Origin of the sequence: Curtobacterium sp. MCBA15_009 (genome assembly GCF_001864895.1) — a bacterium.
GTDB lineage: Bacteria > Actinomycetota > Actinomycetes > Actinomycetales > Microbacteriaceae > Curtobacterium.
The window spans coordinates 651,333-676,593 of sequence record NZ_MJGO01000037.1 but is presented as its reverse complement, the minus strand read 5'-3'; the positions used below and the strand labels follow the sequence as shown (position 1 = coordinate 676,593).

Annotated in this window: 28 protein-coding genes; 11 read left to right on the top strand and 17 right to left on the bottom strand. The window is 73.3% G+C overall.

Annotated elements, in window-relative coordinates; all coding sequences use genetic code 11:
• Together BIU97_RS18100 and BIU97_RS11685 are read right to left on the bottom strand one after the other, a co-directional pair.
• Window positions 1-246, bottom strand: a 246-nt coding sequence (locus BIU97_RS18100) for a DUF6314 family protein (protein WP_254782966.1), incomplete at its 3' end; no start/stop codon positions are given.
• 56 nt (window positions 247-302) lie between these two features.
• Window positions 303-893, bottom strand: coding sequence for a hypothetical protein (locus BIU97_RS11685; RefSeq protein ID WP_139196007.1), 591 nt, complete (start codon window positions 891-893; stop codon window positions 303-305).
• 201 nt (window positions 894-1,094) lie between these two features.
• Here BIU97_RS11685 and BIU97_RS11680 point away from each other — a divergent pair, with 201 nt between their 5' ends.
• Genes BIU97_RS11680 through BIU97_RS11670 form a run of 3 tightly spaced genes read left to right on the top strand, consistent with a single transcriptional unit; the run spans window position 1,095 to window position 3,549 of the window.
• Entirely contained in the window at window positions 1,095-1,592 is a 498-nt protein-coding gene (locus tag BIU97_RS11680; RefSeq protein ID WP_139196006.1) for a hypothetical protein, read from the top strand.
• Window positions 1,589-2,308 (top strand): response regulator transcription factor, encoded by a 720-nt coding sequence (locus BIU97_RS11675; RefSeq protein WP_083404554.1) that lies wholly within the window; start codon window positions 1,589-1,591, stop codon window positions 2,306-2,308. Before BIU97_RS11680 ends, BIU97_RS11675 begins: the two co-directional genes overlap by 4 nt.
• The gene (locus tag BIU97_RS11670) at window positions 2,305-3,549 is read left to right on the top strand and encodes a sensor histidine kinase (protein WP_071254200.1); all 1,245 of its coding nucleotides are present in this window, start codon (window positions 2,305-2,307) and stop codon (window positions 3,547-3,549) included. The genes BIU97_RS11675 and BIU97_RS11670 overlap by 4 nt, the downstream gene beginning before the upstream one ends.
• Window positions 3,550-3,575: 26 nt before the next feature.
• Here the strand turns inward: BIU97_RS11670 and BIU97_RS18095 are convergent, their stop codons facing one another.
• The 5 genes from BIU97_RS18095 to BIU97_RS11650 form a co-directional block, all read right to left on the bottom strand.
• A complete protein-coding gene (locus BIU97_RS18095) occupies window positions 3,576-3,713 on the bottom strand; it encodes a hypothetical protein (protein ID WP_175472088.1) in 138 nt (45 codons plus the stop codon).
• Window positions 3,714-3,975: 262 nt separating this feature from the next.
• Complete coding sequence (locus BIU97_RS11665; protein WP_071297699.1) at window positions 3,976-5,082, bottom strand: NAD-dependent epimerase/dehydratase family protein; 1,107 nt, start codon at window positions 5,080-5,082, stop codon at window positions 3,976-3,978.
• Window positions 5,082-6,275, bottom strand: coding sequence for a zinc-dependent alcohol dehydrogenase (locus BIU97_RS11660; protein WP_071254204.1), 1,194 nt, complete (start codon window positions 6,273-6,275; stop codon window positions 5,082-5,084). The genes BIU97_RS11665 and BIU97_RS11660 overlap by 1 nt, the downstream gene beginning before the upstream one ends.
• A 133-nt stretch (window positions 6,276-6,408) precedes the next feature.
• A complete protein-coding gene (locus BIU97_RS11655; protein WP_071254205.1) occupies window positions 6,409-7,044 on the bottom strand; it encodes a DNA alkylation repair protein in 636 nt (211 codons plus the stop codon).
• Window positions 7,045-7,209: 165 nt separating this feature from the next.
• Complete coding sequence (locus BIU97_RS11650) at window positions 7,210-8,421, bottom strand: peptidoglycan DD-metalloendopeptidase family protein (protein ID WP_071254206.1); 1,212 nt, start codon at window positions 8,419-8,421, stop codon at window positions 7,210-7,212.
• Between the two features lie 161 nt (window positions 8,422-8,582).
• Here BIU97_RS11650 and BIU97_RS11645 point away from each other — a divergent pair, with 161 nt between their 5' ends.
• Window positions 8,583-10,478 carry a gamma-glutamyltransferase family protein gene (locus BIU97_RS11645; RefSeq protein WP_071254207.1) on the top strand — a complete coding sequence of 632 codons (1,896 nt, stop codon included), beginning with the start codon at window positions 8,583-8,585 and terminating at the stop codon, window positions 10,476-10,478.
• Window positions 10,479-10,525: 47 nt separating this feature from the next.
• Here BIU97_RS11645 and BIU97_RS11640 read toward each other — a convergent pair whose 3' ends face one another.
• Window positions 10,526-10,930 (bottom strand): VOC family protein, encoded by a 405-nt coding sequence (locus tag BIU97_RS11640; protein WP_071254208.1) that lies wholly within the window; start codon window positions 10,928-10,930, stop codon window positions 10,526-10,528.
• Between the two features lie 57 nt (window positions 10,931-10,987).
• Complete coding sequence (locus tag BIU97_RS11635; RefSeq protein ID WP_071254209.1) at window positions 10,988-12,031, bottom strand: NAD(P)-dependent alcohol dehydrogenase; 1,044 nt, start codon at window positions 12,029-12,031, stop codon at window positions 10,988-10,990.
• Window positions 12,032-12,459: 428 nt separating this feature from the next.
• Between BIU97_RS11635 and BIU97_RS11630 the strand changes: the two genes are divergently transcribed.
• The 3 genes from BIU97_RS11630 (at window position 12,460) to BIU97_RS11620 (ending at window position 14,814) form a co-directional block, all read left to right on the top strand.
• A complete protein-coding gene (locus BIU97_RS11630) occupies window positions 12,460-12,900 on the top strand; it encodes an OsmC family protein (RefSeq protein WP_071254211.1) in 441 nt (146 codons plus the stop codon).
• An 86-nt stretch (window positions 12,901-12,986) separates the two neighbouring features.
• Window positions 12,987-13,244 (top strand): hypothetical protein, encoded by a 258-nt coding sequence (locus BIU97_RS11625; RefSeq protein WP_071254213.1) that lies wholly within the window; start codon window positions 12,987-12,989, stop codon window positions 13,242-13,244.
• A 58-nt stretch (window positions 13,245-13,302) separates the two neighbouring features.
• Window positions 13,303-14,814: a threonine/serine ThrE exporter family protein gene (locus BIU97_RS11620; RefSeq protein ID WP_071254215.1), complete on the top strand. Its 1,512-nt coding sequence runs from the start codon at window positions 13,303-13,305 to the stop codon at window positions 14,812-14,814.
• 158 nt (window positions 14,815-14,972) lie between these two features.
• Here the strand turns inward: BIU97_RS11620 and BIU97_RS11615 are convergent, their stop codons facing one another.
• Complete coding sequence (locus BIU97_RS11615) at window positions 14,973-15,167, bottom strand: DUF2795 domain-containing protein (protein ID WP_071254217.1); 195 nt, start codon at window positions 15,165-15,167, stop codon at window positions 14,973-14,975.
• Between the two features lie 98 nt (window positions 15,168-15,265).
• Entirely contained in the window at window positions 15,266-15,952 is a 687-nt protein-coding gene (locus BIU97_RS11610) for a TetR/AcrR family transcriptional regulator (protein WP_071254219.1), read from the bottom strand.
• A 165-nt stretch (window positions 15,953-16,117) separates the two neighbouring features.
• Here BIU97_RS11610 and BIU97_RS11605 point away from each other — a divergent pair, with 165 nt between their 5' ends.
• Window positions 16,118-16,435, top strand: coding sequence for a hypothetical protein (locus BIU97_RS11605; protein ID WP_139196005.1), 318 nt, complete (start codon window positions 16,118-16,120; stop codon window positions 16,433-16,435).
• Window positions 16,436-16,529: 94 nt separating this feature from the next.
• On the opposite strand, the gene BIU97_RS11600 is transcribed toward BIU97_RS11605, so the two are convergent.
• On the bottom strand, window positions 16,530-17,429 hold the full coding sequence (locus BIU97_RS11600; RefSeq protein WP_071254270.1) for an SDR family oxidoreductase: 900 nt from the start codon (window positions 17,427-17,429) through the stop codon (window positions 16,530-16,532).
• Window positions 17,430-17,627: 198 nt separating this feature from the next.
• Between BIU97_RS11600 and BIU97_RS11595 the strand changes: the two genes are divergently transcribed.
• The gene (locus BIU97_RS11595) at window positions 17,628-18,359 is read left to right on the top strand and encodes a hypothetical protein (protein WP_071297698.1); all 732 of its coding nucleotides are present in this window, start codon (window positions 17,628-17,630) and stop codon (window positions 18,357-18,359) included.
• Window positions 18,360-18,374: 15 nt separating this feature from the next.
• Here the strand turns inward: BIU97_RS11595 and BIU97_RS11590 are convergent, their stop codons facing one another.
• The 3 genes from BIU97_RS11590 to BIU97_RS11580 all read right to left on the bottom strand — a co-directional run bounded on the left by BIU97_RS11590 (window position 18,375) and on the right by BIU97_RS11580 (window position 21,449).
• Window positions 18,375-19,157, bottom strand: coding sequence for an endonuclease/exonuclease/phosphatase family protein (locus BIU97_RS11590; protein WP_071254225.1), 783 nt, complete (start codon window positions 19,155-19,157; stop codon window positions 18,375-18,377).
• 54 nt (window positions 19,158-19,211) lie between these two features.
• The gene (locus tag BIU97_RS11585; RefSeq protein ID WP_071297697.1) at window positions 19,212-20,732 is read right to left on the bottom strand and encodes an LCP family protein; all 1,521 of its coding nucleotides are present in this window, start codon (window positions 20,730-20,732) and stop codon (window positions 19,212-19,214) included.
• A gap of 66 nt (window positions 20,733-20,798) precedes the next feature.
• The gene (locus BIU97_RS11580) at window positions 20,799-21,449 is read right to left on the bottom strand and encodes a GntR family transcriptional regulator (protein WP_071290523.1); all 651 of its coding nucleotides are present in this window, start codon (window positions 21,447-21,449) and stop codon (window positions 20,799-20,801) included.
• Window positions 21,450-21,520: 71 nt separating this feature from the next.
• Between BIU97_RS11580 and BIU97_RS11575 the strand changes: the two genes are divergently transcribed.
• Both BIU97_RS11575 and BIU97_RS11570 read left to right on the top strand, forming a co-directional pair.
• Window positions 21,521-21,919, top strand: coding sequence for a MarR family winged helix-turn-helix transcriptional regulator (locus BIU97_RS11575; RefSeq protein ID WP_071254231.1), 399 nt, complete (start codon window positions 21,521-21,523; stop codon window positions 21,917-21,919).
• 79 nt (window positions 21,920-21,998) lie between these two features.
• Entirely contained in the window at window positions 21,999-23,021 is a 1,023-nt protein-coding gene (locus tag BIU97_RS11570) for an LCP family protein (protein WP_071254233.1), read from the top strand.
• Between the two features lie 80 nt (window positions 23,022-23,101).
• Here BIU97_RS11570 and BIU97_RS18480 read toward each other — a convergent pair whose 3' ends face one another.
• On the bottom strand, window positions 23,102-23,806 hold the full coding sequence (locus BIU97_RS18480; protein WP_071297696.1) for a LysM peptidoglycan-binding domain-containing protein: 705 nt from the start codon (window positions 23,804-23,806) through the stop codon (window positions 23,102-23,104).
• Between the two features lie 299 nt (window positions 23,807-24,105).
• On the bottom strand, window positions 24,106-25,257 hold the full coding sequence (gene rlmC, locus BIU97_RS11560; protein WP_071254237.1) for a 23S rRNA (uracil(747)-C(5))-methyltransferase RlmC: 1,152 nt from the start codon (window positions 25,255-25,257) through the stop codon (window positions 24,106-24,108).
• Between the last annotated feature and the right edge of the window lie 4 nt (window positions 25,258-25,261).

Here is a 25,261-nt window from a genome sequence, read left to right as displayed (position 1 = left end):
GCCGGGGGCGGCGGGGCCGGCACCGGGGGCGGCGTCCTCGCTGGCCCGGCGGACCGCGAGGGTCCGCGAGACCGGTGTGGTGCGCCCGGCGAAGACCATCACCCCGGACTCGTCCCACCGCACCTCGTCGGGACCGACGAGGGTCAGCGTCGTGGTGCCGGTGACGGTGCCGCGGGCCCCCGCGAGCCGGTCGTGCACGGTCCGGCGGAGGTCCCACGTCCCCATCAGGTCGGTCGGCAGCAGCATCCGCTCACGACCCCTTCCGCATGGTGGTCGAGCGTACCGCTGCGCCTCGACCGCGATCACCGGAAGGCGTGCACCGTCCCCGGGGTCACGGCGTGCGGCGAGAGCTGGACGAGGCGGTAGGCCGTGCCCCCGTCGTAGGTGAGCACGACCGTGTGGCGCTTCCACAGGTACGGGTAGGCGGTCGTCCGCGGGCGGTTGGCGCTGAACTCGGAGATCACCGCGCTCCGGGTGATCTTCCGACCGTGCACGTCGTACAGGGCGACCTCGTCCGGCGAGCTGGCCGTCGCCATCGCGCACGTCGAGTCCACGAGGTACTGCTTGCCGCCGTCGCCGCGCAGGTCGCCCGACGCGGTGACGATCGACTGCACGTCGTCACCGCAGATCTGCAGACCGGGGTGCTCAGCGGCGGCGACGGCGGCCGTCAGGCCGGGCACCGAGTCGGTGTCGTGGTAGCGGTCCTGCTGTCCGGGGCGCGGGGGCTGACCGGCGGGGAACGTCACGGTCGCCGAGGGCGATGCGGCGACGGAGGTGGCGGTGGCGCGCTCGGCGGCCGAGGCCTGCGCGGGGGTGCCCGCACCGGCGCAGCCGGTGAGCGCGAGGGCCGCCGCGGCGACGGCGAGGATCGAGATGGAGGTCTTCATGGTCACGGTCTTCCCTTCAGGTGTGCGGGCTGGCACCCGCTCCGAACGACGCTGACGCTACGGAGCGGTCGTCTCCGACCGGTGTCACACCATCGTGGCCCGCGGCGTCCGGGACACCGCGATCCGCGTCGGTCCGTGCGAGCATCTGTGACGGAACTGACACATCCCTGCCCCGTGCGGGACACCGACGAGACGGAGGCTCGGAGCATGCAGCGCCCAGTACCCTGGCGGGGCCTCGGCATCACCGCCGCGGTCGCCGTGACCGCAGCGGTGGCCATCGCCTCCGTCACCGCCATGTCGACCCCCCTCCCGCACGACGCCCTCCCCCACGCCGCCACGGTGGACGTCGGCAGCGCGTACTACGCCGGGTGCGGGGAACAGGCCGTGGCCGAGCCCGCGGCGATCCCGATCTGGTGCCAGTCGTCGGACCAGCGCCTCGAGAACCTCGCGTGGTCGTCGTGGGGCGGCCGGCAGGCGCTCGCCACGGGGTTGCTGACCGACAACGCCTGCGACTGCTCGACCGGCAGGACGCGCGCGTACCCGGTCGCGGTCCGCTTCGACGACCCGACCGCCGTCGGCGAGGTCCGGCGGTACGAGCGGCTCAGCATCACCTTCCCCGGTCACCGACCGGCGTGGGCGAGCCGCGCGACCATGCACTTCATCTGGGGCGACCTCGGCTTCCTGAGCGACCAGGAGCGGGCATGACCGGCCCCACCCACGGCTCGGTCCGCGTGACCGGTCCCGCGCACGGTTCCGAGCCGGCGCCGCTGGTCCTGCTCGCCGAGGACGACGACGACGTCCGCGAGACCACGGAGCTCCTGCTCCTGCGTCGTGGCTGGCGGGTCACCGCGACGGTCGACGGCGTCGCGGCGCTCGAGTCCGTCGACGTCGAGGTGCCCGACGTCGCCGTGCTCGACGTGGCGATGCCCCGGCTCAACGGACTCGACCTGACCGCCCGGCTCACCGCGCTCGGCATCCCCGTCGTCCTGCTGACCGCCCGCAGCCTGCCGCTCGACGAGGTCACCGGCCTCGCCGCGGGGGCGGACGACTACGTCACGAAGCCCTTCGACGCCGACGTCCTGTCCGCACGGCTGCGGGCGGTGCTGCGTCGACGGCTCGGGCCGCCGCAGGAGGTCGTGGCGATCGGCGACGTCAGGGTCGACGTCCGCGCCCGACGGGTCGAACGCCGGGGTGTGCCGGTGCCGTTGACCTCGGTCGAGTTCCGGGTGCTCGAGGCCCTGCTCCGGAACCGGGGCGCCGTGCTCAGCAGGGAGCAGGTGATCGCGATGGCGTGGGACAGCACGTGGCAGGACCCGCGGATCGTCGACACGAACGTGCAGCGGCTCCGACGCAAGCTCGGGCCGGGGGTGGTCGAGACCGTCCGCGGCTTCGGCTACCGCGTCGACCGGGACCCGTCGTGAGCTGGACGTCCGACACCGGTGCCCACCGGCGCATCGGCGACGCGGACCGCACCCCGTGGTGGCGCTCGCTCCGCTTCCGCACGGCCGCGGCCATGACGGTGCTCGCCACGACGCTCGTCGTCGGGGCCGGCGCGGTGTTCGCGCACACCGCGATCGACGACGCCACCGGTCAGCTCCGGCAGCAGGCGCTGACCCAGCTCGACGAGATGATCGCGACGCAGGCGTTCGGCGGGGCCCTGCCGCCGGAGTCCACGGACGACCCGGCGGTGCTGCCCGCAGCGCTCCGGGCCTCGCTCGACGGCGGCACCGCCGTGACCTACGACGACGGCCGCTGGATGTGGGCGGCGCGCGACCAGGCGTCGGGGGTGATCGCCACCCGTGTGGACAACACCCCGTTGCAGACGCAGTGGGCCAACCTGCAGCACACCTTCGTCCTCGCGGCCGTGGCGGCGGCGGCGATCGCGGCGGTCGGCTCGTGGTTGGCCGCCGGACGGCTCACCGCACGGCTCCGGCGCGCGGCGCGGACCGTCGACGAGACCGTCGCCGGACGGACCCCGGCCGAGGTCCGGGGCGACGACGAGGTGGCGGTGCTCTCCCGCGGGCTCGCCGACACCGCGGCGGCGCTGGCCCGCAGCCTCGACCACGAGCGCGCCATCAGCGCCGAGGTCGCGCACGACCTGCGGACGCCGGTCACGGCGCTGGTCGGGGCCGCCGAGCTGTTGCCGGACGGGCCCGACACGGCGCGGGTCCGCCGGATCACGACCCGGCTCCGACAGCTGCTCGACGACCTGCTCGACCTGTCCCGCGCGGCGCACGAGGCCGGCGAGGGCCGGGCGGTCGCAGCCGATCTCGGCCGCACCGTGCAGGACCTGGTCGAGGACGAGGGACTCGGGGAGCGCGTCGAGCTCCGCACCGCCGACGCGGGGCGGGTCGTCGTCGACCCCGGCCACCTGCGCCGGGTGCTCACCAACCTCGTGGCGAACGCCGAGCGGCACGGTGCGTCGCCGGTCACCGTCGAGGTGCGCGGGCACGCCGTGGCCGTGCAGGACTCCGGACCGGGCTTCCCGCCGGAGGTCCTCCGCGACGGCCCGCGACGCTTCGGTGCCCTGGGCTCGCACGGCGGGTCGGGGATCGGGTTGGCGATCGTGCTGCAGCACCTGGCGGCCTCGGGCGCGGTGCTCCGGCTCGAGAACACCGACCGGGGCGCCCGGGCGACGGTCGAGCTCCGCCCGGCGGACTGACCGGCAGTCCGGTCGTCGTCGTGTGCTCAGGTCAGCCAGAGCGCCGCGATGCCGATGATCGCCACGAACGTGACGACGATGGCGACCTCGAGCCCGAGCACGACGAGGTCGTCCTGCTGTGGCACGTCGTCGTCGTGGGAGGAGGATCGCGTCGAGGTCTGCATGCCCGCGACCGTAGGCACCGGATGTCTCAGCACTGCGGCAGTCCGACGACCCGAGGCCCCGCCGGAGCCCCGATCCCCGTCACCGCGGGCGCTGGATCGTCACCGTCCCGACACACAGCACGCGCGCGATCCGTCCCATCGCACGTGGAGTGGGAAGCGGATCCGCGCGTCGGGAGCCAGAACTTCCGGCTGCCGACGCGCAGAAGACCCTCCCACGAGCGGAACGACCTCCTACGCGCGAAACAGCGCCCCCGCCGCGCCCCTACCCGCGCAAGGGCCCCGACGCGGGGACGTTCGCGCCGTCGGCGAAGCCGGCCACCAGCGCGCGCAGGGCGTCCTCGGAGGTGTGCCGCGGCTCCCAGCCGAGCACCGTCCGGGCGCGGTCGGTGCGCATGATCGGCACCCCGGCCGCGATGTCGATCCAGCCGGCGTCCGTCGGCTGCAGGCGGAGCCGCCAGGTCAGGGTCACGATGCCGCGCAGCAGCCGGAGCGGGATGCGCACGGCGCCGAGCATGCCGAACGCCCGTGCGAGCCGCGGCGGGTTGAGCACCGGCGACGCGGCGATGTTGAACGCACCGCCGGCCCGACGGTCGACCGCGCGCCAGTAGGCATCGGCGACGTCGTCGGCGTGCACGGCCTGGAACACGAACGGATACGGCAGCGGCAGCACGAGCCAGCGCACCCAGCGGACGATCGACATCGGCACGAGGTGCCCGAGGAACAGCCCGCGGATCTCGGCCGCCGCGTCGCGCTGGAAGATGAGCCCGGGGCGCAGCCGCGTCACCACCACCGAGGGGTGCTCCGCCTCGAACGCGTCGAGCGCGGCCTCGTTCTCGGCCTTGTGGATCGAGTAGGTCGCCGTCGGGATGCCGTCGGTCGGCCAGGTCTCGTCGACCGGGGTGTGCTTGCCGTCGACGTCGACCCCGCGGTAGGTGCCGACCGACGACGCGATGACGACCTGGGGCACCCCGACGCGGGCGACCGCCGCCAGGACGTTCGCCGTCCCGGTGACGTTCGTCCGGTACTGCGTCGGGATGTCGTGCGTCGGCTGCAGGGCCCACGCCAGGTGGATGACGGCGTCGGCGCCGCGGAACACGGCCGCGAGCCGGTCGACGGCGTCCGTCGCGCCGACGTCGACGCTGTGCCACACCGCCGAGGCGTACGGCTCGGCGTGCGCGTCGGGCAGCCGTCGGGCGACGCCGACGAGCTCGACCTCGCCGCGAGCGGCGTCGGGCACCGTGGCCGCGTGGGCGCCGCCGTGCCCCGCGCCCGTCCCCCCAGCCCCGTCGCCGCCGGCGCGGACCGCGGCGAGCCGGCGGAGCACCGCCGTTCCGACGTTGCCGGTCGCGCCGACGACGACGATCCGCATCAGGCGGCTGCCATGGCCGGGTCGAGCACGACCTTCACGCAGTCGTCCTGCTTCTTCTGGAACACCTCGTACATGTGCGGGGCGTCCTCGAGCGACACCCGGTGCGAGGTCAGGTCGAGCGTGCCGAGCGGGTCCGACGGGTCGGACACGAGCGGCATGAGGTCGTCGACCCAGCGGCGGACGTTGCACTGGCCCTCGCGGACCGTGATCTGCTTGTCGAACAGCGTCATCATCGGCATCGGGTCGGCCATGCCGCCGTAGACACCGCTCAGGGAAACCGTGCCGCCGCGGCGGACCAGGTCGATCGCCGCGTGCACCGCAGCGAGCCGGTCGACGCCGGCGGTCTCGATCGCCTTCTGCGCGAGGGCGTCCGGCAGGAGCCCGGCCGCCCGCTGGGCGAACCCGGCGACGGGGTTGCCGTGCGCCTCCATGCCGACGGCGTCGACGACCCCGTCGGGGCCGCGGCCGTCCGTCAGGTCGACGAGTTCCGGCACGACGTCCTTCGTCAGGTCGAACACCTCGGCACCGTGCTTCGCACCGAGGTCACGGCGCACCGACTCCGGGTCGACGGCGAGCACGCGGTAGCCGAGGTGCTTGCCGATGCGGGCGGCGAACTGGCCGACCGGGCCGAGGCCGAGCACCGCGAGGGTGCCGCCCTCGGGCACGTTCGCGTACTGCACGGCCTGCCAGGCCGTCGGCAGGATGTCGCTCATGAACAACCAGTGGTCGTCGGGGGTGCCGTCGTCGGGGATGACGATGGGGCCGTAGTCGGCGTGCGGCACGCGGAGGTACTCCGCCTGGCCGCCGGGCACCTGGCCGTACATCTTCGTGTAGCCGAAGAGCGCCGCACCGGAGCCGTACTCGGTGACCTGGGTGGTCTCGCACTGCGACTGCAGGCCGCGCTCGCACATGTAGCAGTGCCCGCACGAGATGTTGAACGGGATGACGACGCGGTCGCCGACCTTGAGGTTCGTGACGGCGGAACCGACCTCCTCGACGATGCCCATCGGCTCGTGCCCGAGGACGTCGCCCTTGTCGATGTACGGTCCGAGCACCCGGTACAGGTGCAGGTCGGAGCCGCAGATCGCCGTCGAGGTGATCCGCACGATCGCGTCGGTCGGCTGCTGGATGGTCGGGTCGGGGACGGTCTCGACGGACACCTTCTCGGTGCCCTGCCAGGTGAGTGCGCGCACGTCGCGTTCCTCTCGTGGTTCGCTTCGGGCCGGCCGGGAGGCACGGCTCGCGTTCACGTCCTCGGTACCCGCCCGCCCCGTGGTGCGTTCCCAGCCCGGTGTGCCGTGCGCGCGTCGGCGCGCGTGGCGGCGGTCAGCCGCGCAGGCGGTCCCGCTCGGCCGCCGGCAGGTGCTCGGTCGCGGTGGCGAGCGCGGCGGGCGTCAGGAACCGTCCGCTCTGCTCGAGGAACGCCACGAGGGCGGGTTCCGACGCCCGCTTCCCCGTCTCGCGCAGCACCCGGCCGAGCGCCGATTGCACGGTGTCGCCGCGTTCCCGCACGAGCCGGCCCGCGATCCCGAGCGGCACGTCGGCGTCGCCCTGCTTCGCGAACGCCAGGGTCGCGACGACGGCGATCCGTCGCACCATCGCGACGTCGGACTTCACGAGCGCGAAGAGCGGGCCCGTCGAACCGCCGACGAGCGGGGCGCCGACGAGCTCCTCGGCCGCGAGGTCGACGAGCACCGGGTCGTCGAACCGCTCCGCCTTCGCGGCGGCCAGGTACTCCTCGGTCAGCTCCGGGTCGGGGTGCGCCCGCATGGCCTGCACGAGCAGCAGGACGGCGACGGTCTTCGCGCCGTCGTCCTCGCTCCAGAGCAGGGCGGAGCGCTCCCCCTCGTCGAGGTCCTGGAACTGCCGCGCGACCCGGCGGGCCGCCGCGACGTCCCCGGTGGTGCGGGCGAACGCGGCCAGCACGGCCTCGGCGTCGTGTCCTCCGCGGCTCTGTCCCATCGCCTCCAGCCTACGGTCCCGGAGCGGGGGCGTGGCGGGGTGTCGCCCGCCCCGCTCGGTGGGCAGGGGTGCGGACGCGCGCCCGTGGACGACGCGGCCGTCCCCGTCCACCCGAGCCGTGCCTCCCGGCCGGGACGCGCTCGTGCCGTCCGCCCGCGCGCCGCGTCAGCGGAAGTGCAGCGTTCCCAGCGGGTCGACGAGGGTGCCGTTCCGCCGGACCTCGACGTGCACGTGCGGCCCGGTCGACTGCCCGGTGTTGCCGGACTTCGCGATCTCGGTCGAGAGCTTGACGATCTGCCCCTGCTTGACCTCGATCTTGCTGAGGTGCGCCGTCAGGACGGTGGTGAGGCCGTAGGTCACGACGACGTAGTTGCCGTACGAACCGTCGTTCGCCACGGTCTTCGTCACCGTGCCCGAGCCGGACGCGTACACGGCGGTGCCCACCGCGACGGGCGCGTCGGTGCCCTGGTGGTAGCGCGGCACGTGTCCGGCGCCGCGGTCGTCGCCGTAGCGGCCGCTGATCTTCGTGCCGTTGACCGGCCACGCGAGGCCGGTGACCGGGCGGCTCGACCAGACCCGGGTGTCCTTGCCGCCGTAGAGCACGACGTTGCCGTCGACCTGTACCAGGAGCGTGCCGGAGCCGGCCGTGCCCGTGCGGCTGGACCAGAGCGCGACCTTCTTGCGCGAGGCGTCTCGGGTCCAGACGACCATGTTGCCCTTCGTCTGCAGCTCCACCCAGGCGCCGGGGTGCCCGCCGGTCTTCGACTGCCAGACGACGCGGCCGCCCTGCTTCTGCACGAGGTTGCCGTCGGTGCGCATGTTGAGGGTGCGGGTCGCGCTCGTGTCGGAACGCAGGACGGTGCCGCCGAGGATGCGGTTGCCGGACAGGACCCGGTCCTGGAAGTTCGTCCAGTTCACGACGACCTTCTTGCCCGCCAGGAGCGCCATGGTGCCGTCGGCACGGACCTTGAGCGCCGTCGACTGCCCGGTGCCGGCCGAGGCCCAGCGCGCGAGCCGCTTGCCGTTCCTGGTGATGTCGAGCGCGCGGTTCTTGCCGACCACGGCGACCGCGCCCGGCGCACCGGACGTGTTCGATGCCCAGAGCACCTGGTTCCCGATGCCGTACTCGACCAGGTTGCCGTCGCCCTGCATGATGAGGCGGAACTGGCCGTTCGGCGAGGTGACCTGGTCACCGGGGGCGATCGTGGTGCCGGCCGGTGCCGAGCCGACCCAGACCGCCGACGCCGAAGCGGGACGAGCGGTCACCGCGAGGTCGCCCGCGACGAGTGCGGTCGCGGCCACGGCGAGCGCCGTGACGAGCCCGGCGATGCGGAGGGACCGGCGCGCGCGCACGACGGTCGAGTGGTTGGTGGTCATGGAGTCCCTGCCTCGTGGAGCGGCCGCGCCCCTGCGCGGTCGTTCGGCGCTCGCCCTGCACGAGTCGCCGAACGATGGTCGCTTCTCACCGCGGGGCGCACAACCCCGTGACAGGGGGGTACGGCGACACCTGTCCGCCGGCGCTGGGACAGGATGGGGCCATGCCGACGCCGAACCCCGCCTTCGTCCCGCCCGCCGGGCACACCACGCGCCCCGACCTGCAGGGCACCTTCGGCATGGCCGCCGCGACCCACTGGACCGCCACGGCCACCGCGCAGTCCGTGCTGGAGCGGGGTGGGAACGCCTTCGACGCGGCGGTCGCCGGGGCGTTCGTGCTGCACGTCGTCGAGCCGCACCTGAACGGGCCGGGCGGCGACCTGACGGCGGTGTTCGCGACGGCGACGGACCCGACCCCGGTCGTGCTGGTCGGGCAGGGCCCCGCACCGGCCGCTGCGACGCCTGAGCACTACCGCGCCGAGGGCCTCGCCCTCGTGCCGGGGTCCGGCGCCCTCGCCGCGACGGTCCCCGGCGCGGTCGACGCGTGGCTGCTCCTGCTCCGCGACCACGGCACGTGGGAGCTCGCCGACGTCCTCGCCTCGGCCATCAGCTACGCCCGCGACGGCCACCCCGTCGCCCCCGCCGTGGTCCGCACGATCACGGCCGTGCACGACCTGTTCCGGCAGCACTGGCCGACGTCCGCGGCGCAGTGGCTGCCCGACGGTGCGGTGCCGGCCGCCGGCGACCTGGTGCGCAACGAGGCGCTCGCCTCGGTGCTCGACCGGCTCGTCGCCGCCGGTGCCGGCACCGACACCCGGACCGCCCGCATCGACGCCGCCCGCACCGAGTGGTCCGAGGGGATGGTGGCCGAGGCGATCGACCGGTTCGTCCGCGAACCGCACCGCCACGCCTCCGGCACCGACCACGCGGGGGTGATCCGCGCGTCGGACCTCGCGGCCTTCCGGGCGTCCTACGAACCGGCGACGACGGCGACGTTCCGCGGGTGCACGATCGCGAAGACCGGGCCGTGGGGGCAGGGGCCGGCGCTGCTGCAGACGCTCCGCCTGCTCGACCCCCTCGACGACGCACTGCTCGACCCGTCCACCGAGGTCGGCGCGCACACGATCGTCGAGGCGCAGAAGCTCGCGCTCGCCGACCGCGAGGCCTTCTACGGCGACGGCGACGTCCCGATGGACGTCCTGCTCTCCGACGCCTACACCGACGAACGTCGCGCGCTCATCGGCGACCGGGCGTCCGCGGAGCTCCGCCCGGGCACCGTCGCGGGCGTCGAGCACGTGCTGCCGCCGTTCCGTACCCCCGACGACGCCGAGCGCCCGGCGGGGCTCGGCGAGCCGACCGTGCAGGTCGCGCGGGGCGCCGGTCGCCCGCCCGCCGCGCCCGCCGCTCCCGCCGCTCCCGCTGCTCCCGTGGAGGACCGCGGCGAACCGTTCGTGGCCCCGGACGGCGAGACCCGCGGCGACACCTGCCACATCGACGTCGTCGACCGCTGGGGCAACATCGTCAGCGCGACCCCGTCCGGCGGCTGGCTGCAGTCGTCGCCGACGATCCCCGGCCTCGGGTTCTGCCTCGGCACGCGCCTGCAGATGACGTGGCTCGAGCCGGACACGGCCTCGACCCTGCGTCCGGGGGACCGTCCGCGCACGACGCTCACCCCGACGCTCGTGCTGCGGGACGGCGAGCCGGTCGCGGCCCTCGGCTCACCGGGCGGCGACCAGCAGGACCAGTGGCAGCTGCTCTTCCTGCTGCGCTGGATCGTCGGCGGGTACTCGCCGCAGCAGGCCATCGACGCCCCGGCCCTGCACACCACGTCGTTCCCCGGTTCGTTCTGGCCGCGCACGTGGGAGCCGGCGGGGCTCGTGGTCGAGGACCGGCTCGGCGACGCGGTGATCGCCGGCCTGGAGGCCCGTGGGCACGTCGTCACGCGCGCCGGCGACTGGTCACTCGGTCGCCTCTCCTGCGTCACCCGCGACCCGTCGACCGGCGTCCTCGGCGCAGCCGCCAACCCGCGGGGCGCGCAGGGCTACGCCGCCGGGCGCTGACACCCGGGGCGGGGTCGCGGGCGCCGGCATGACGGTCGCGGTCGCCGTCAGGGCGTCGGTCCCGTTCCCGGCTTCATCCAGAACGGCGAGTAGTGGTACCCGTCGGGGTCGTCGAACTGGCGCTGGTACATGAACGGGAAGTCGTCGGTGTCCCCGACCCGCCCCCCGGCGGCGGCGGCTCGCTCCACCAGGTCGTCGACCGCCTCGCGGCTGGCCAGGTCGAACGAGACCGTCACCTTCGAGGGTGTGTCCGGACCGCCGACGAGGTCCTCGGTCCCGCCGACGCTCGCGTACACCGCACGGCTGGCGAGCATGACGAACTGCCCGGGCGTGATCGCGAAGCACGACACGTCGTCGCGGGACATCGTGGTGTCCTGCGTCCAGCCGAGTGCGCTGTAGAAGGCGGTCGCGCGTTCGACGCTCTCGACCGGGCAGCTGATGAACAGGCTCATGCGGGCAAGGATCACCCCGCCCGCGACACCCGTCAAGGGCGCCGCGGGCACTGTCCGTCAGAGCGTCGGGACGACCACCGCGCGGCCCGAGAGCTCGCCGGCCTCGAGCTTGCGGTACGCCTCGAGCGCGTCCGACAGCGCGTAGCGCTCGACGTCGGGGACGATCTGCCCCGCGCGGTACATGGCGACGACCTCGTGCAGGTCCTCGATGGTGCCCCAGTACGTGTTCGTGATGGTCGACTCGTACGGCGTCGAGAAGAAGTTCCACTCGGTGGTGCCGCCCGCGATCCCGACGACGGTGAACCGGCCGCCGACCGCCATCGACGCCTGCGCGAGCGTGATCGTGGGGGTGGCGCCGACGAAGTCGAAGGCCGCATCGACGCCACGTCCGCCGGTGATCTCGCGGATCGCCGCGGCCTGGTCCGGGCCGCCGGGCACCGTGATCGCGCCCCGGGCGGCAGCGCGGTCCATCGCGTCCTGCTTCATGTCCGTGGCGATGACCGTGGCACCGGTGAGCGCGGTGAGGATCTGCACGGCGATCTGCCCGAGCCCGCCCAGCCCGACGACCAGCGCGTACTTGCCGCCGCCCGCCAGGTTCGGCAGGGAGTTCTTGATCGCGTGGTACGGCGTGAGCGCGGCGTCGCTGAGCGGTGCGGCCGCGATCGGGTCGGCGTCGCCGAGCGGCACGAGGTTCCGCGCCGGGACGGTCACGTACTCCGCCATGCCACCGTCGCGCCCGAGGCCGATGCCCATGTACGGGTTCGTCGCGGCGTTCTCGCAGTAGGTGTCCTGCCCCTTCGAGCAGTACGAGCAGTGCCCGCAGCCGACCGGCCCGTACACCAGGTAGGCGTCACCCTCGGCGAAACCGGTGACCCCGTCGCCGACGGCCTCGACCCAGCCGGAGTTCTCGTGACCGAGCACGAACGCGGGGGCCTGGGCACCCGGCTGGCCCTCCTGGAACTCGCGGTACACGGCGACGTCCGAGTGGCAGGCCCCGGCACCGGCGACCTTGAGCAGCACCTCCCCCGGCCCGGGGGTGGGCTTCGGGACCTCCGTCAGAGACGGGAAGGTCTGGTACTGCTCGAACACGACGGCGCGCATGGGGTTCTCCTCTTTCGCTGACTGCGGGGCGGCGGATCGGCGGTGATCCGTCGGGCGTCAGGAGGGGTGCGGCGTCGCGATCGGATCGTGTGATCCGGAGGTTCAGCCTACACCTGTCGCCCTCCCCGACACCTGTCGCAGACTTGCACGCGCACGTTCCGTCCCATCACGCATGGGATGGGAAGCAGTTCCGCGCGTGGTCGGCCGGAAGGAACGCCCCCCGACGCGCGGATCGCCTCACCACGCGCGGAACTGCTTCCCACGCGCGGAACAGCACCAGGCAGCACCAGGGCGCACCCGGGCGACACCGGGGCGCACCCGGAACCCTGCGTCTTCGCCGTGAGCGGGTTGCGAGAACGAGCGTTCTCCGATTGACTCGGCTCCGACGGTCCCGCTCGGGACCGATCCCCCACACGAAAGGAGCGGCCATGCCCACGCGCACCGCACGCACCGCCTGGAACGGCGGCCTCAACGACGGTTCCGGTCAGGTCGAGCTCTCGAGCTCGAAGGTCGGCACCTACGACGTCTCGTTCCCGAAGCGCGCCGCTGACGAGGCCGGCGGCACGACCAGCCCCGAGGAGCTCATCGCCGCAGCGCACTCGGCCTGCTACGCCATGCAGTTCTCCGCCGTCCTCGGTGAGGCCGGCGGCACCGTCGAGGCCCTCGACGTCAAGGCCGACGTCTCGCTCGGCCCGGACTCGGCTGGCGGCTTCAAGCTCACCGGCATCGCCCTCACCGTCAGCGGCGAGGTCTCCGGCATCGACGAGGCGACCTTCCTCAAGGCCGCCGAGGACGCCAAGGCGACCTGCCCGGTCAGCAAGGCCCTGACCGGCGTCGAGATCACGCTCGACGCGACGTTCGAGCAGTAGGCAGCAGACCGACCACCTGTCGGACGGGAGGCCCGTGGCGGATCCGCCACGGGCCTCCTGTCCGTCGTCCCCGTACGCTGGTGCGCATGGGACGTCGCCTGTTCGCCACCCCGTCCGGTATCGCGTTCTGGGTGGGCCTGGTCGCCCTCGTGGCGGGGGTCGTGGTCGCGCTGACCGCCCCGACGGCGTCGTTCGGCTGGTTCGCGTACGCACCTGTGTCCGACGACGCCTTCGTCGCCGGGACCGACTCGACGCAGCAGGCCGTCGGTCAGCTGCTCGCCGTCGCCGGCGCCGTGGTCGCCGCGTTCGCCCTCGGTCGGCTCAGCGTGCGCCGCCGGAGCTGATCCTGCCGCGTCCAGCGGACGTCCGGACTCGGCGCGATCCGCCTGGCACCATGGCGTGATGGCCGAGCAGCACCCCCCTGGCCCGCACAAGCCGGGCCGCCCACCACGGCCACGACGCCGCAGCCTGGCGCAGCACGACCTGCGCGACGCCCGGGCCCGTCTGCGCGGCACGATCTACGAGCACGTCGAGCCCGACGCGAAGGGGCGCGACCAGTACACCGCGACCCAGATCGTCGACTTCTGCCTCGACCTGGCCGAGGTGATGCTCGCCTCCGGCGCGGACACCCGGAGCGTCGAGACCGCCGTCGTCGCGGTGTCGACGAAGTGGAACCTCGCGCCGCTCGACCTCGACTTCTCCGGCAGCTCGGTGACGATCCAGTACGCGCCGTCCGACGTCCCGCCGCTCGTGAAGGTCCGCACCGTGCACTCCGACGGCTCCGACCTCGACCGCCTGGCGCGGGCGAACCAGATCGTCGACGACCTGATCCACGACGACCGGGACATGACCTCCGCCGTCAACGCGCTCGTCGCCGTGCTCCGGATGCCGCCGCGGTGGCCGATGTGGCTGTCCGACGTCGGCCTGTCCGTCCTCGGCACGTCCATCGCGATGCAGGCCGGCGGCGGCTGGCGCGCCGGGGTCGGCGCGTTCGTGCTCATGCTCGGCATCATCGTGTCCGGCCGGTGGCTGACCGGCCGCGGGTACCCGCAGTTCTTCGTCTCGGGGGCGCAGGCCGCGGTGGCCTCCGCGATCGGGTCGCTCGCCATCCGCGCCGAGGTCCTCGGGCCCGGCGGCGCGGCCACCATGGTCGCCGCCCTGGTCGTGCTGCTGCTGCCGCACCCGTCGCTCGTGACCTGGGCGCAGGACGCCATCTCCGGCTTCCGGGCGATGGCGGTGGCCCGCGCGTTCTACATCGGGCTGGTCATCGCCGCGATCGTGGTCGGGGTGCCGGCCGGCATCGCCGTCACGCACTGGCTGTCGATCGAGGTCGACCCGTCCGGCATCGTCATCCGCCCCCTGCCGCTCTGGGCACTCATGTCGCTCACCGTCGTGTCGGCGGCGGCGAACTGCTTCGTGCAGCAGGCGAGCGCCCGGGTGATCCCGGTCGCGGTGGTCTTCTCGGTCGCGGCCGGCGCCTCGCTGTGGATGCTGCGCCAGGCCGGGCTGCCGCTGCTCGGTGCGACGTTCCTGGCGTCGGTGCTGCTCGGTGTGCTGTCGACCTACGCGGCGGTCCGCATGCGGACGGCGGTGGCGGCGATCGCGGTGCCGGCGTTCTGCGGGGCGCTGCTCCCCGGTGTCGCGGTGTCGAACGCCCTGCTCAACTTCATGTCCGGGTCGTCCGGCGCGGCACTCGACTTCGTCGCCGCGGTGTCCGTCGCACTCGGCATCGGCGCCGGACTCGTGCTCGGCGGTCTGTTCGCCACCCCCGGTGCCCGTCGGGCCCTGCGCCGCACCCGTCGGGTCGTCGTGCACTCGGTCCACAACGACACCACGGCGCTGCGGGTCATCCGGGACTCCGGGTACGATCCGGGCGACGGTTCGGTGCCGCGCGGGTCACGGTCGCGCACGTAGCGCGGGTGACGCGGGTCGCGCTCGGGTCGCGCGGGTCGCGCTCCGGCGGCGCCCGGTGAGCAGAAGACGCCGGGTGCGATCACGCCACCCGACGTCTTCTGCTCACTCGATGCGACCGCGGTACGACCGCGGCGCGGTCCCGACGCCGTCGCGCGCGCTCAGCCCGCGTCGGAGACGGCGCTCGACACCGCGGTCGGGCCGTCGTACTCGCGGTCCGGGATGCCGCGCAGTGCCTCGAGCACGTCGTCGGGGGCGTTCTCCTGCTCGGCGGTCGAGACGATGTCGTCCTTCGACGCCGGGTAGTCGATGCCGCTCAGGTACTTCTGGACCTGGATGGGGTTCGGTGATGCCATGTCGGGTTCCTTCCGTCGACACCCATCGGTACGCGGTCGACGCTCGGCCCCGGCGCAGGCACGCGCTCAGCGGACGTCGGGCCGGGCAGGAACCGCGCTCAGATCTCCCAGCTGCCGGTGTCGTCGTCGTTCCAGGTCGCCAGGCGGCGGGCCGCGTTCGCCTCGTAGCGTTCCATCCACCCACGCTCGAGCCGCGCCACGGCCCGGTCGAAGGCCGGCACCAGGTCGAGGTCGGAGCGCAGCAGCGCCTGCAGCTGCAGGCCCTCGTACAGGGCGATGAGCTGCTCGGCACCCCGCCGGGGCTCCATGGTGTGCGGCGCCCGGCCGACGGCGACGTCGTGCTCGAGTCCGCGCTTGATCTGCGCGTAGAAGAGCTGGTACCGCGAGCGCAGGTAGTTCGCCATCGGGTGCAGCGGGTTGCCGGCCACGGACAGCAGCGCGACGAGCAGGCGCATGAGCGCGGGGTCCTCGGCGTTCGACGCGACGATGGCGCGGAGCAGGTCGACGGTGGAGCCGTCCCCGACCTCGCGGGTGACCTCGTCCATCCGGGCGCCGTTCCAGCGGTCCAGCGCGGCGAGCACCAGGCCGTCCCACGACGGGAAGTGCTGCTCGAGTTCGGAGACGGGGATCCCGAGGCGTTCGGCGACGTGGGCGGGTCGCGCCTCGTGGAAGGGGACGTCGCGCAGGAGGTCGACGGTGGCCCCCACGATCGTGATCCGCAGGTGCAGGGTGGCGGCCGCGGCGACAGCCGCTTGCGTGTCCGCGCTGGTGTGTTCGAGCATCATGCCCTCCGTCGTTCGCCGGACGTCGTGTCCGCGTCGCCCCGGTACCGGGACCCCTCCATGCTGACGCAGAACGGGGGACACCAGAATCCCCGGTCCGGGTGTCAGCACATCGGAGGACAAGCGACGTCCAGCGCCCTCGCGGCACCGCGTGTGACGATGCCGGACATGACCCCGAACGACCCCACCGCACAGGGACTCGCGACCATGGCCTCGGCCGGCTTCGAGTTCGGCGGCGACCCCGACCAGGTGGCCCACGACGTCCGGGCGATGTGGGAGCAGCTCGGCCGACCGGCCGGGGCGTTCGAGGCCGCCGCACGGGCCGTCGCGGTGCTGCCGCAGCGTCCGGAGGTCCCGATCGCCGACCAGGCTCGCCGCCGGGCCTTCGAACGGGCGATCGGCATCAACCCGGTCGAGGTCGAGCTCGCCGCGGCCCTGTCGGCGCGCGAGCTCCTCGAACGGATGGCCGGCACCGTCACCTGCTGACACCGCGCCGGCGGTGGACGCGACCCCGGACACGACAGGAGGCGCGGTGCCCACCGGCACCGCGCCTCCTGTCCGATCGCTCGTGGAGCGCGCCCTACGGCGTCGGCATCCCGCCGTCGACGTGCAGCGTCTCGCCCACGACGTACGACGACTCGCCGCTCGCCAGGAACACGAACGCCGGCGCGAGCTCGGCGGGCTGGCCCCAGCGGCCCAGGTAGGTCTGCTCACCGGCAGAGGGCAGCGCCTCCGGCGGCTGGCCGCCGGCCGGCTGCAGCGGCGTCCAGATCGGGCCCGGGGCGACCGCGTTGACGCGGATGCCCTTCGGGGCGAGCTGCGCCGCCAGGCCCTTGGCCATGTTGTTGACGGTCGCCTTCGTGGCGGCGTAGTGCACCAGGTGGGGCGACGGCGCGTAGGCCTGGATCGACGTCGTGTTGATGATCGTCGAACCCGGCTGCAGGTGCGGCACGGCGGCCTTCGTGATGCGGAAGGTCGCGTAGGCGTTCGTCTTGAAGGTCTCGTCGAACTCCTCGTCGGAGATCTTCGTGATGTCGTCGACGTTCTGCTGCTTGCCCGCGTTGTTCACGAGGATGTCGAGTCCGCCGAGCTGCTCGACGGCGTCGGCGACGAGCTGCTCGCAGAACTCGAGCGAGGTGATGTCGCCGGGCAGGGCGACGGCCTTGCGGCCGGCGGCCTCGATGAGGCCGACGATGCGCTCGGCGTCCTCCTGCTCCTCGGGCAGGTACGAGATGGCGACGTCGGCGCCCTCACGGGCGTAGGCGATGGCGACGGCTGCGCCGATGCCGGAGTCGCCGCCCGTCACGAGCGCCTTGCGGCCCTCGAGACGGCCGGAACCGCGGTAGGTGTCCTCGCCGTGGTCCGCGGGGACGTTCTTCGCCATCTCCGCGTCGGTACCGGCACCCTCGAGGTACTGCTCGTCGGGCTTCTTGTCGGCGTAGAGCTTGGTCGGGTCCTGCATGGTGTACTGGTCCGTCATGCCGGTGACGGTACGCAGCCCCGACAGCACGTCCGCCCAGGAGGCTGTCCCCCGGTCGCGCGGGTCGGCGCACGTCCGGCGGTGCGCACCACCAGGGCGCCGCTCGCGTCCCCGGCGAAGGTCACGGTCCGGTGACGGCCCGGATGCGATTCGGTAACACCTGTCGTCCACGCCGCTCCGGCGTCGTACCGTCGGACGGTGACTCCTCGGACCAAGCTCGCTCTCTGCGCCGCCGTCCTGGCCTGCACGGCCGGATCGGTCGTCGGCGGCGGCACGCCGTGGGCCGGGTCGGACGCCGCCGTCGCCGCCGTGCCCGTCCGCGACGCCGCACCGGTCGTCGTGACGGAGTCGCAGCTGCGCGGGGTGGACGCGATCGAGCTCGGCGCCGAGTCGCTCGTCCTGCGCGCCGGCGACCACACCGTCGTCCGTGCGTCGATGCGCGACTCCGCGCTCACCGTCGGCCTGCTCGACCGCCTGCTCGGCACACCGTCGCGCACCCAGACCGCCGAGGGCGACGGCGGCGCGTGCTTCCCCGCCGGCACCACCTACACCTGGCGCGGTGCGGTGCGGGTCGCGGCCCTGACCACCACGGCACGCATCGGCAACGCCGTCGAGATCCGGGTGCTGCGCGACGCGGTCCGCAGCCGATGGGGGTCGACGGTCGAGCTCTCCGGCCCGGACGGCGTGCGGGTCGGCGAAGACATCCGCCGGGCGATCGCCGACGCCCCGCGCTCGGCACGCGTGTCCTACGGCTCCGACGACGCCCAGGCGTGGCAGCTGCTCCTCCGCGAGGGGTGGGAGCGCACGGACCGGTCGCACCGCGCCGACCGCGCCCACTCCGGGAGGAACGGGGTGTCGGCCCTGACCGACGAGACCACGGTCACGGTGCTCGGGTCGCCGATGCCGGTGCACGCACAGCGCAGCTGCTGACCCGGCCGCCCGCGGTCAGACGCGGATCGTCGCGACGACCGGGAAGTGGTCGCTCGCGAACCAGGTCTCCGGGCCGTCGTGGTCGATCTCGACCCGCTCGACGGCGGCGACCCCGCGCGTGAGCACCCAGTCGATGCGCTCACCGGAGTCCACCGGGGGCTGCCACTCGTTGTAGCTCGCGGTCCGGTCGTCCGGGTCGCCGGCCACCAGCCAGGCGTCCTCGAAGCCGGCCTCGCGGAACACGCGCGACGCCGCACCCGAACCGGACGGCTCGTTGCAGTCGCCCGCGAACACGACCGGGCCGGTCTCCGCGGCCAGGCGCTCCACGATGAGGGCGGCGCTCTTCCCCCGCACCTCGTCGCCGTGCGGGCCGACCTCGTGGTCCATGTGCGTGGTGAGCAGGGTGAAGGCGGGGCCGTCGGCGTCGAGCAGCCGGACGTGGTTCGCGATCCGCGGGTACAGGCTGCCCCAGGTGTTCGACACCGGCTCGTCGGGGGTGTCCGACAGCCAGAACGACCCCTGGTCGGCCGGGCGGAACCGGTCGCGGCGGAAGAACACCGCCGCGTGCTCACCCGCGGTGCCGCCCTCGCGACCCTGCCCGACGTCGGCGTGGTCCGGGAGCCCGGCGCGCAGGGCGTCCATCTGGTGGTCGAAGGCCTCCTGGACGCACAGCACGTCCGGGTCGTGCCGCCGGATGATGTCGAGCACCACCGGCAGCCGTGCCGGCCAGTCGTGCGCCGGGTCGGGGTTCTTGACGTTGTAGGTCATCAGGACGATCGGACGGGCCGCAGTGCTCACCCGTCGACCGTACCGATCCCCCCGCCGGACGTTCCCATCCCGCGGGGGACGCGGTCAGTTGATGCAGGTGCCGTCGGTGCCGTAGTTGTGCACGTCGGTCGACTTCGGCGACGGCTCCTTCGACGGCTTCGCGCTGGACTTGGACCCCGAACCAGAACCCGATCCGGAGGAGCTGCCGGCGTCGGCGGCGGGCGACGAGGCGGTCGCACTCGGCGCCGCGACCGGCTTCGGGGTCTTGCCGTCGGTGCCGAGCACGAGCGTGACCGTCGAGACGACGTTCGTCCGCACCGCGACCGCACCCGGCGTCACGGCCGCGACGGCCTTCGCCTGCGACTCCTGGCCGGCCGGGTACTGCACCTGCGTGGTCTTCGTCGTCGGGGACGACCCGGCCGGGGCGACCTGGAACCCGCGTGCCGTCAGGACCTGCCCGGCGGCGGTCGCGGCGCCCTCGACGCCGGAGCCGTTCAGCACGGTGACCGAGGTGTTCGCTGGCTGCGCACGACCGGCCTTGGCGTACCGCTCCGGCTCGCCGACCAGGCCCTGCACGAAGGCGGGCAGCCCGACGGTGTCGACCTCGACGATCGAGAGCGCCGTGCCGTTCGGGTAGATCGTCGGGGTGCCGAGCGTCGGGATCGTCGCCGACTGGATGTTGCCCGGGCGCAGGTTCCGCATCTGCGTCGCGAGGGACACCAGGTCGGTGTCGGTCTGGATCGAGTCACCGATCGCCCCGAGGATGTTGTTCATCTTGATCGGGTTGAGCAGCGTGCCGGCGGACAGGACCTTGCGGGCCTCCTGCGACAGGAAGTACTGCTGCCGCACGTTGCGGTCGAGGTCGCCGTTCGGCAGCCCCTTGCGCTGACGCACGAACGACAGCGCCTCCTTCGCGTTCAGCGTCGACTTGCCCGCGGGCAGGTCCACGCCGGAGTCCTTGTCCTTCGCGGGCTGGTTCAGGCACACCTCGACCGGGCCGAGCTCCTTCACCACCTGGTAGAAGCCGAGCAGCGAGACGCGCACGTAGTGGTCGATCGACAGCCCGCTCAGGTTCTCGATCGTCTTGATGAGCATCTTCGCCCCGCCGGTGTCCCCACCGCCGTTGAGCGTGCCGTAGTAGAACGCGCTGTTGAGCTTGCCCTTGCCGACGTCCGGGATGTCGACGTACGAGTCGCGGGGGAACGAGATCATCGTCGCCTGCGAGCCGTCGGCGTTGATGTGCAGCACGATCATCGTGTCGGTGTTCGTCGCACCGCCGTCGGTCGTCGTGCTGAGCTCGGCCATCTGCTCGGGGGTGGCGTTCTCCGGACGGTGGTCGTCGCCGACGAGCAGGATGTTCTGCGCCTTGCCGTCGATGTCGTCCTTGTCCTTCTTGCCCCCGGCGATGGCGTCGATCCGCGTCACCCCGCTCTGCACGCGGTTGAACGCGAAGGCCGCGTACCCGCCGCTGAGCAGGAGCGCCATCGTGAGGACCCCGGCGACTGCAGGGAAGACCACACCCGCACGTCGCTTCTGGCGCCCGTGGCGCGCCGGCACGGAGCCGCGACGCGCGGGCTCGGTCGTCTGCTCGGGTTCGTTGCTCACCGGGAAACCATAACCGCCACGCGCAGGACGGACATGGAACGGACCTGGGAGGTCGCCGCTGCCCGCCTAGGACCGTTCGGGCAGCAGGTGGACGGCCTCCATCGCGAGTTCGGCCGCGATCGGGTCCTGGTCGAGGACGGCGGCGCGGAGCTTCTCGAGCTCGGGCAGGATCACGTCGGCCGGCACCAGCTCGGCGAGTTCGGGCACCCGCAGCTTGAAGGCGAGGCCGTCGGTCGTCGAGCGGCAGAGCTGTGCGAGCGAAGCGTTGCCGCAGGCGTCCGCCCACTGCGAGTACAGGTCGGCGCCCTTGCGGAACACCTCGTCCTGCTGGTCGGCTGCGATCTTGCCGTGCGCGTCGTCGAGCATCTTCACGATCTTCCCGCGCTGCGACTCGGTGAAGCGCGGGACCGCCAGGCGGACCACGCCGCCGTAGATGACGCCGAGCGTGCGGTACGCGTCGAGGAACTCCTCCGCCGTCGGGGCGGCCACCCGGGTGTAGCGGTTCGGCGCCATCTCGATGAGCCCGGCGCGGGCGAGCTCGGCGAGCGCCTCGCGGATGGGGGTGCGGGAGACCCCGAGCCAGGCGATGAGGTCGTCGTCGTTGAGCCGTTCCCCGGGCTCGAGCGTGCCGTCCATGATCGCGTCGCGGATCTTGTCCTGCACGGTGTCTCGGAGGAGCTTGCGCTCGGCTGCGGGCTGCGTCGACGGAACTGGCATGCGCCCAGCGTGTCACATGTCAGCGCCCGGCGGCGAGCGCCACGGCGGACGACGCGACCTAGACTGCGGCCATGGACGACACGACCACCCAGTGGCCGCTCGGTCGCCTGCTCTCGGCCGCGGCGCGAGCCGTCGAGCGCGAGTGGGACGAGCGCCTGCGGGCGATCGGTCTGCCGCACGCCGCGCTCATCGTCGTGGACATCCTCGTCCGGACCGGCCCCAGCGGCGCCGACTCGCTCGCGCGCACCGCCCGCGTCCAGCCGCAGACGATGTCGCGGACCCTGGAGCGCCTCGAGCGGGACGGCCTGGTCGAGCGGACGCCCCACCCGGCCGATCGTCGCCGCCGCGTCGTGCAGGTCACGGACGCCGGCCGAGCGTCGTGGGAGACGGCCCGGCACATCGAGCGCGAGGTCCTGCCCGAGGACCCGGCGCTCCGCACAGCGCTCCAGGGAGTGCTCGACCGGCTCTGACCATCCCGCCGGTCACATATCACATGCGATACCCTGGTTGGGTCGACTGCCGGTCGACCCGTCCCCGCAGGAGCCCCGCATGTCCGAACGTCGGGCGGCCCGTCTGGCCGCCGAACAGTCCGCCCGCCGATCCCGCCGCCGGCGGCCCGTGGTCGTCGCCGCCGTGGCGACGCTGGCGTCGATCCTCGGCATCGCTGTCGTCGTCGCCGTCGTCGCGAGCGTGTTCGTCGGCGGCCTCGCCCGGAGCTTCGGCGACCGCACCGACACGATCGGCGACGCGTTCCCGCAGGGTGCTCGACCGGCAGCGACGAAGGGCGCCGAGAACGTCCTGCTCATCGGCTCGGACCGTCGGCCGGCGGACGACCCCGACCGGACCGCCGGCGGCCGTGCGGACACCCTGATGCTCGCGCACGTCCCGGCGGACCGCAGCGCCGTCTACCTCATGTCGATCATGCGGGACTCCTGGGTCGAGGTCCCCGGCCACGGTCGCGCGAAGATCAACGCCGCGTACGCCTGGGGCGGCGTCCCGCTCACCGTGCAGACCGTCGAACGCCTGCTCGACGTCCGGATCGACCACGTCGCCGAGATCGACTTCACCGGGTTCGCGTCGATGACCGATGCCCTCGGCGGCGTCACGGTCGACTCCTCGCAGGCGTTCAGTGCTCGCGGTCACGACTTCGTCGCCGGACCGAACCACCTCGACGGCAACGCCGCGCTGGCGTTCGTCCGGGAGCGCTACGCCTTCGCCGACGCCGACCACACCCGGGTCCGCAACCAGCAGGCGTTCATGCGCGGGGTGCTCGACGGGTTGCTCTCGCGGGGGACCCTGACGAACCCCGGCCGCATCCAGGACTTCGTGACCGCGACGAGCGAGCACCTGTCCGTCGACCCCGGGCTCACGTTCCCACGGCTCGTGCGGCTCGGCTGGTCGCTCCGGGGTGTGCGCGCGGACGACCTGCGGACGTTCACCCTGCCGACCGCAGGCGCGGGGACGTCGCCGGACGGCCAGTCGATCGTGACGCTGAACACCCTCGCCGTGGGCGAGCTGTCCCAGGCGCTGCGCTCCGACGACGTCGCGGGGTGGCTGGCCGACCACCCGTAGGCCGCGGCCCCGACCCCGCACGCGACGACGCCCCACGACCGAGGTCGTGGGGCGTCGTCGTCGCTGGATCGGCGGAGCGATCAGGCGGGGAGCTGGAGCTCCTGGCCGGCGTAGATGAGGTTCGCGTCGTCGATGGTCGACGTGTTCGCGGCCCAGAGCTGCTTCCAGCCGCCATCGATCGTCAGCTTCGTCGCGATCGAGTCGAGGGTGTCGCCCGACTTGATCGTGTACGTCTTGCCGCTCGTCTCGACCGGGGCGGGCTTGCTCGGCGTCGTGGCGGCCGGAGCCGGTGCCGGTGCCGACTCGGTCGTGCTCGGCGCGGTCTGCTGCGGGGCCGTCTGCTGCGGGGCGGCCTGCTGCGGGGCGGCCTGCTGCGTCGGTGCGGCCTGCTGCACGGGGGCCTGGGGGGCCGGCGCGGCGGCAGCCGGAGCGGCACCGCTCGTGCCGCTCAGTCCGAGCTTCGCGGAGCAGGCGGGCCAGGCGCCCCAGCCCTGCGAGGCGAGGACGCGCTCGGCGACGGCGATCTGTGCCTCGCGGCTCGCCGACGCGGGGTTGCCCGCGCCGCCGTTGGCCTGCCAGGTGCCGAGGTTGAACTGCAGGCCGCCGTAGTAGCCGTTGCCGGTGTTGATGGCCCAGTTGCCGCCGGACTCGCACTGCGCGAGGGCGTCCCAGGTCGAACCGGACGCTGCGTTCGCGGGGGCTGCCGCGAGGCCGACACCGGTCGCGGCGATGCCGGCGAACGCCAGGCCGCCGACGATGGTGCGGGTACGGGAAAGCTTCTTCATGTGATTGCTCCACCGGGATCACGCGCTGCTCGAACGCAGCGGCCACTGCCCACCCCGACCGATCGCGGTCTGTTGTGGGGTGCGCCACCGGGGGCAGTGGACGTGTGCCGGCGGCACCTCGGCGGCAACCATAGGCAACTCATCACCGTTATCAAACCGAGACAAACGGTTCTACCCATCGATGCTATGTACCCCACCGGAGAACCTGTACGCGTCGATGCCCATGGGCATGGTCATCGCGTGTACCCGGGGGACGTCAACATGGCAATCCCCTGGCAATGGGGTGCAGCGGTCCTCGATCAGACCCGGGACAGCAGGGTCACGGCCTCCAGGTGACCGGTCTGCGGGAACATGTCGAGCACGCGCGCCCGACGCAGCCGCAGGGACGGCATCCGCGCCAGGTCCTTCGCCAGGGTCACCGGGTTGCAGCTCGAGTAGACGACGTGCTGCACGTCGGACTCCTCGAGCCAGCCGGACAGGGTCGCCCCGATGCCCCGCCGCGGCGGGTTCACCACGACGAGCTCCGGGACCGCGGTCGGACGGGCCCGCAGGGCGTGCTCGGTGGCGTCGTCGGCGGCGAACCGGACGCCCTCGAGTCCGGCTTCGCGCGCGGACTGCTTCGCGGAGCGGATCGCCTCGGCGCTCGTCTCGATCCCGGTGACGGCGCGGCCGGCACGTGCGGCGTGCAGGGCGAACCCGCCGACGCCGCAGTACAGGTCCCACATCGACGCCGGGTCGAGCTCGTCGATCCAGTCCGTCGCCTGCGCGTAGAGCTGCGTCGCCACGGCGGTGTTCGTCTGGAAGAAGCTCTGCGGCCGCAGGTGCATCGTGATCCCGCCGAGCCGCATCGGCAGGGTCTCCTGCTCGGTGAGCACGACCTCGCGGTCGCCCTCGGTCACGGCCTTGTGCTCGGGCAGCAGGTTCGCGGTGACCACGACGGCGTTCGGCAGCGCGGCGCGCAGCGCGTCGAGGTGCTGCCGGAGCTGCGGCAGCTGCCCCTCGGACCGCAGCACGAAGCGCACCATGAGCTCGCCGTCGGGCGACTCGGTGACCAGGACGTACTTCAGCTCGCCCCGGCGTGCGGCCACGTCGTACGGCATGAGCCCGGCGTACGAGACGAAGTCGGCGAGGACGGGCAACGCGTGCCGGATCCCCGGGGTGCAGATGCCGCAGTGCCGCAGGTCGACCCCGCGCTGCCGGTCGTCGAGGATCCCGACGGTCGGGTGCTGCGTCGAGCCGCCGACCACCATCTTCGCCTTGTTCCGGTACCCGGACTCGGGGCTGGTGATCGCGGGTGACCAGGTGACCGCCCCTGGTCCCCCGGCGGCCTCGACCGCGTCCTGCAGGAGTTCCCGCGTGCGGAGCTCCTTGTCGAGGACCTGGTCGGCGTAGGGCTGCCCCATGAGCGTGCAGGACCGGCACACCCCGCGGTCGAAGTAGTCGCACTGCATGGCC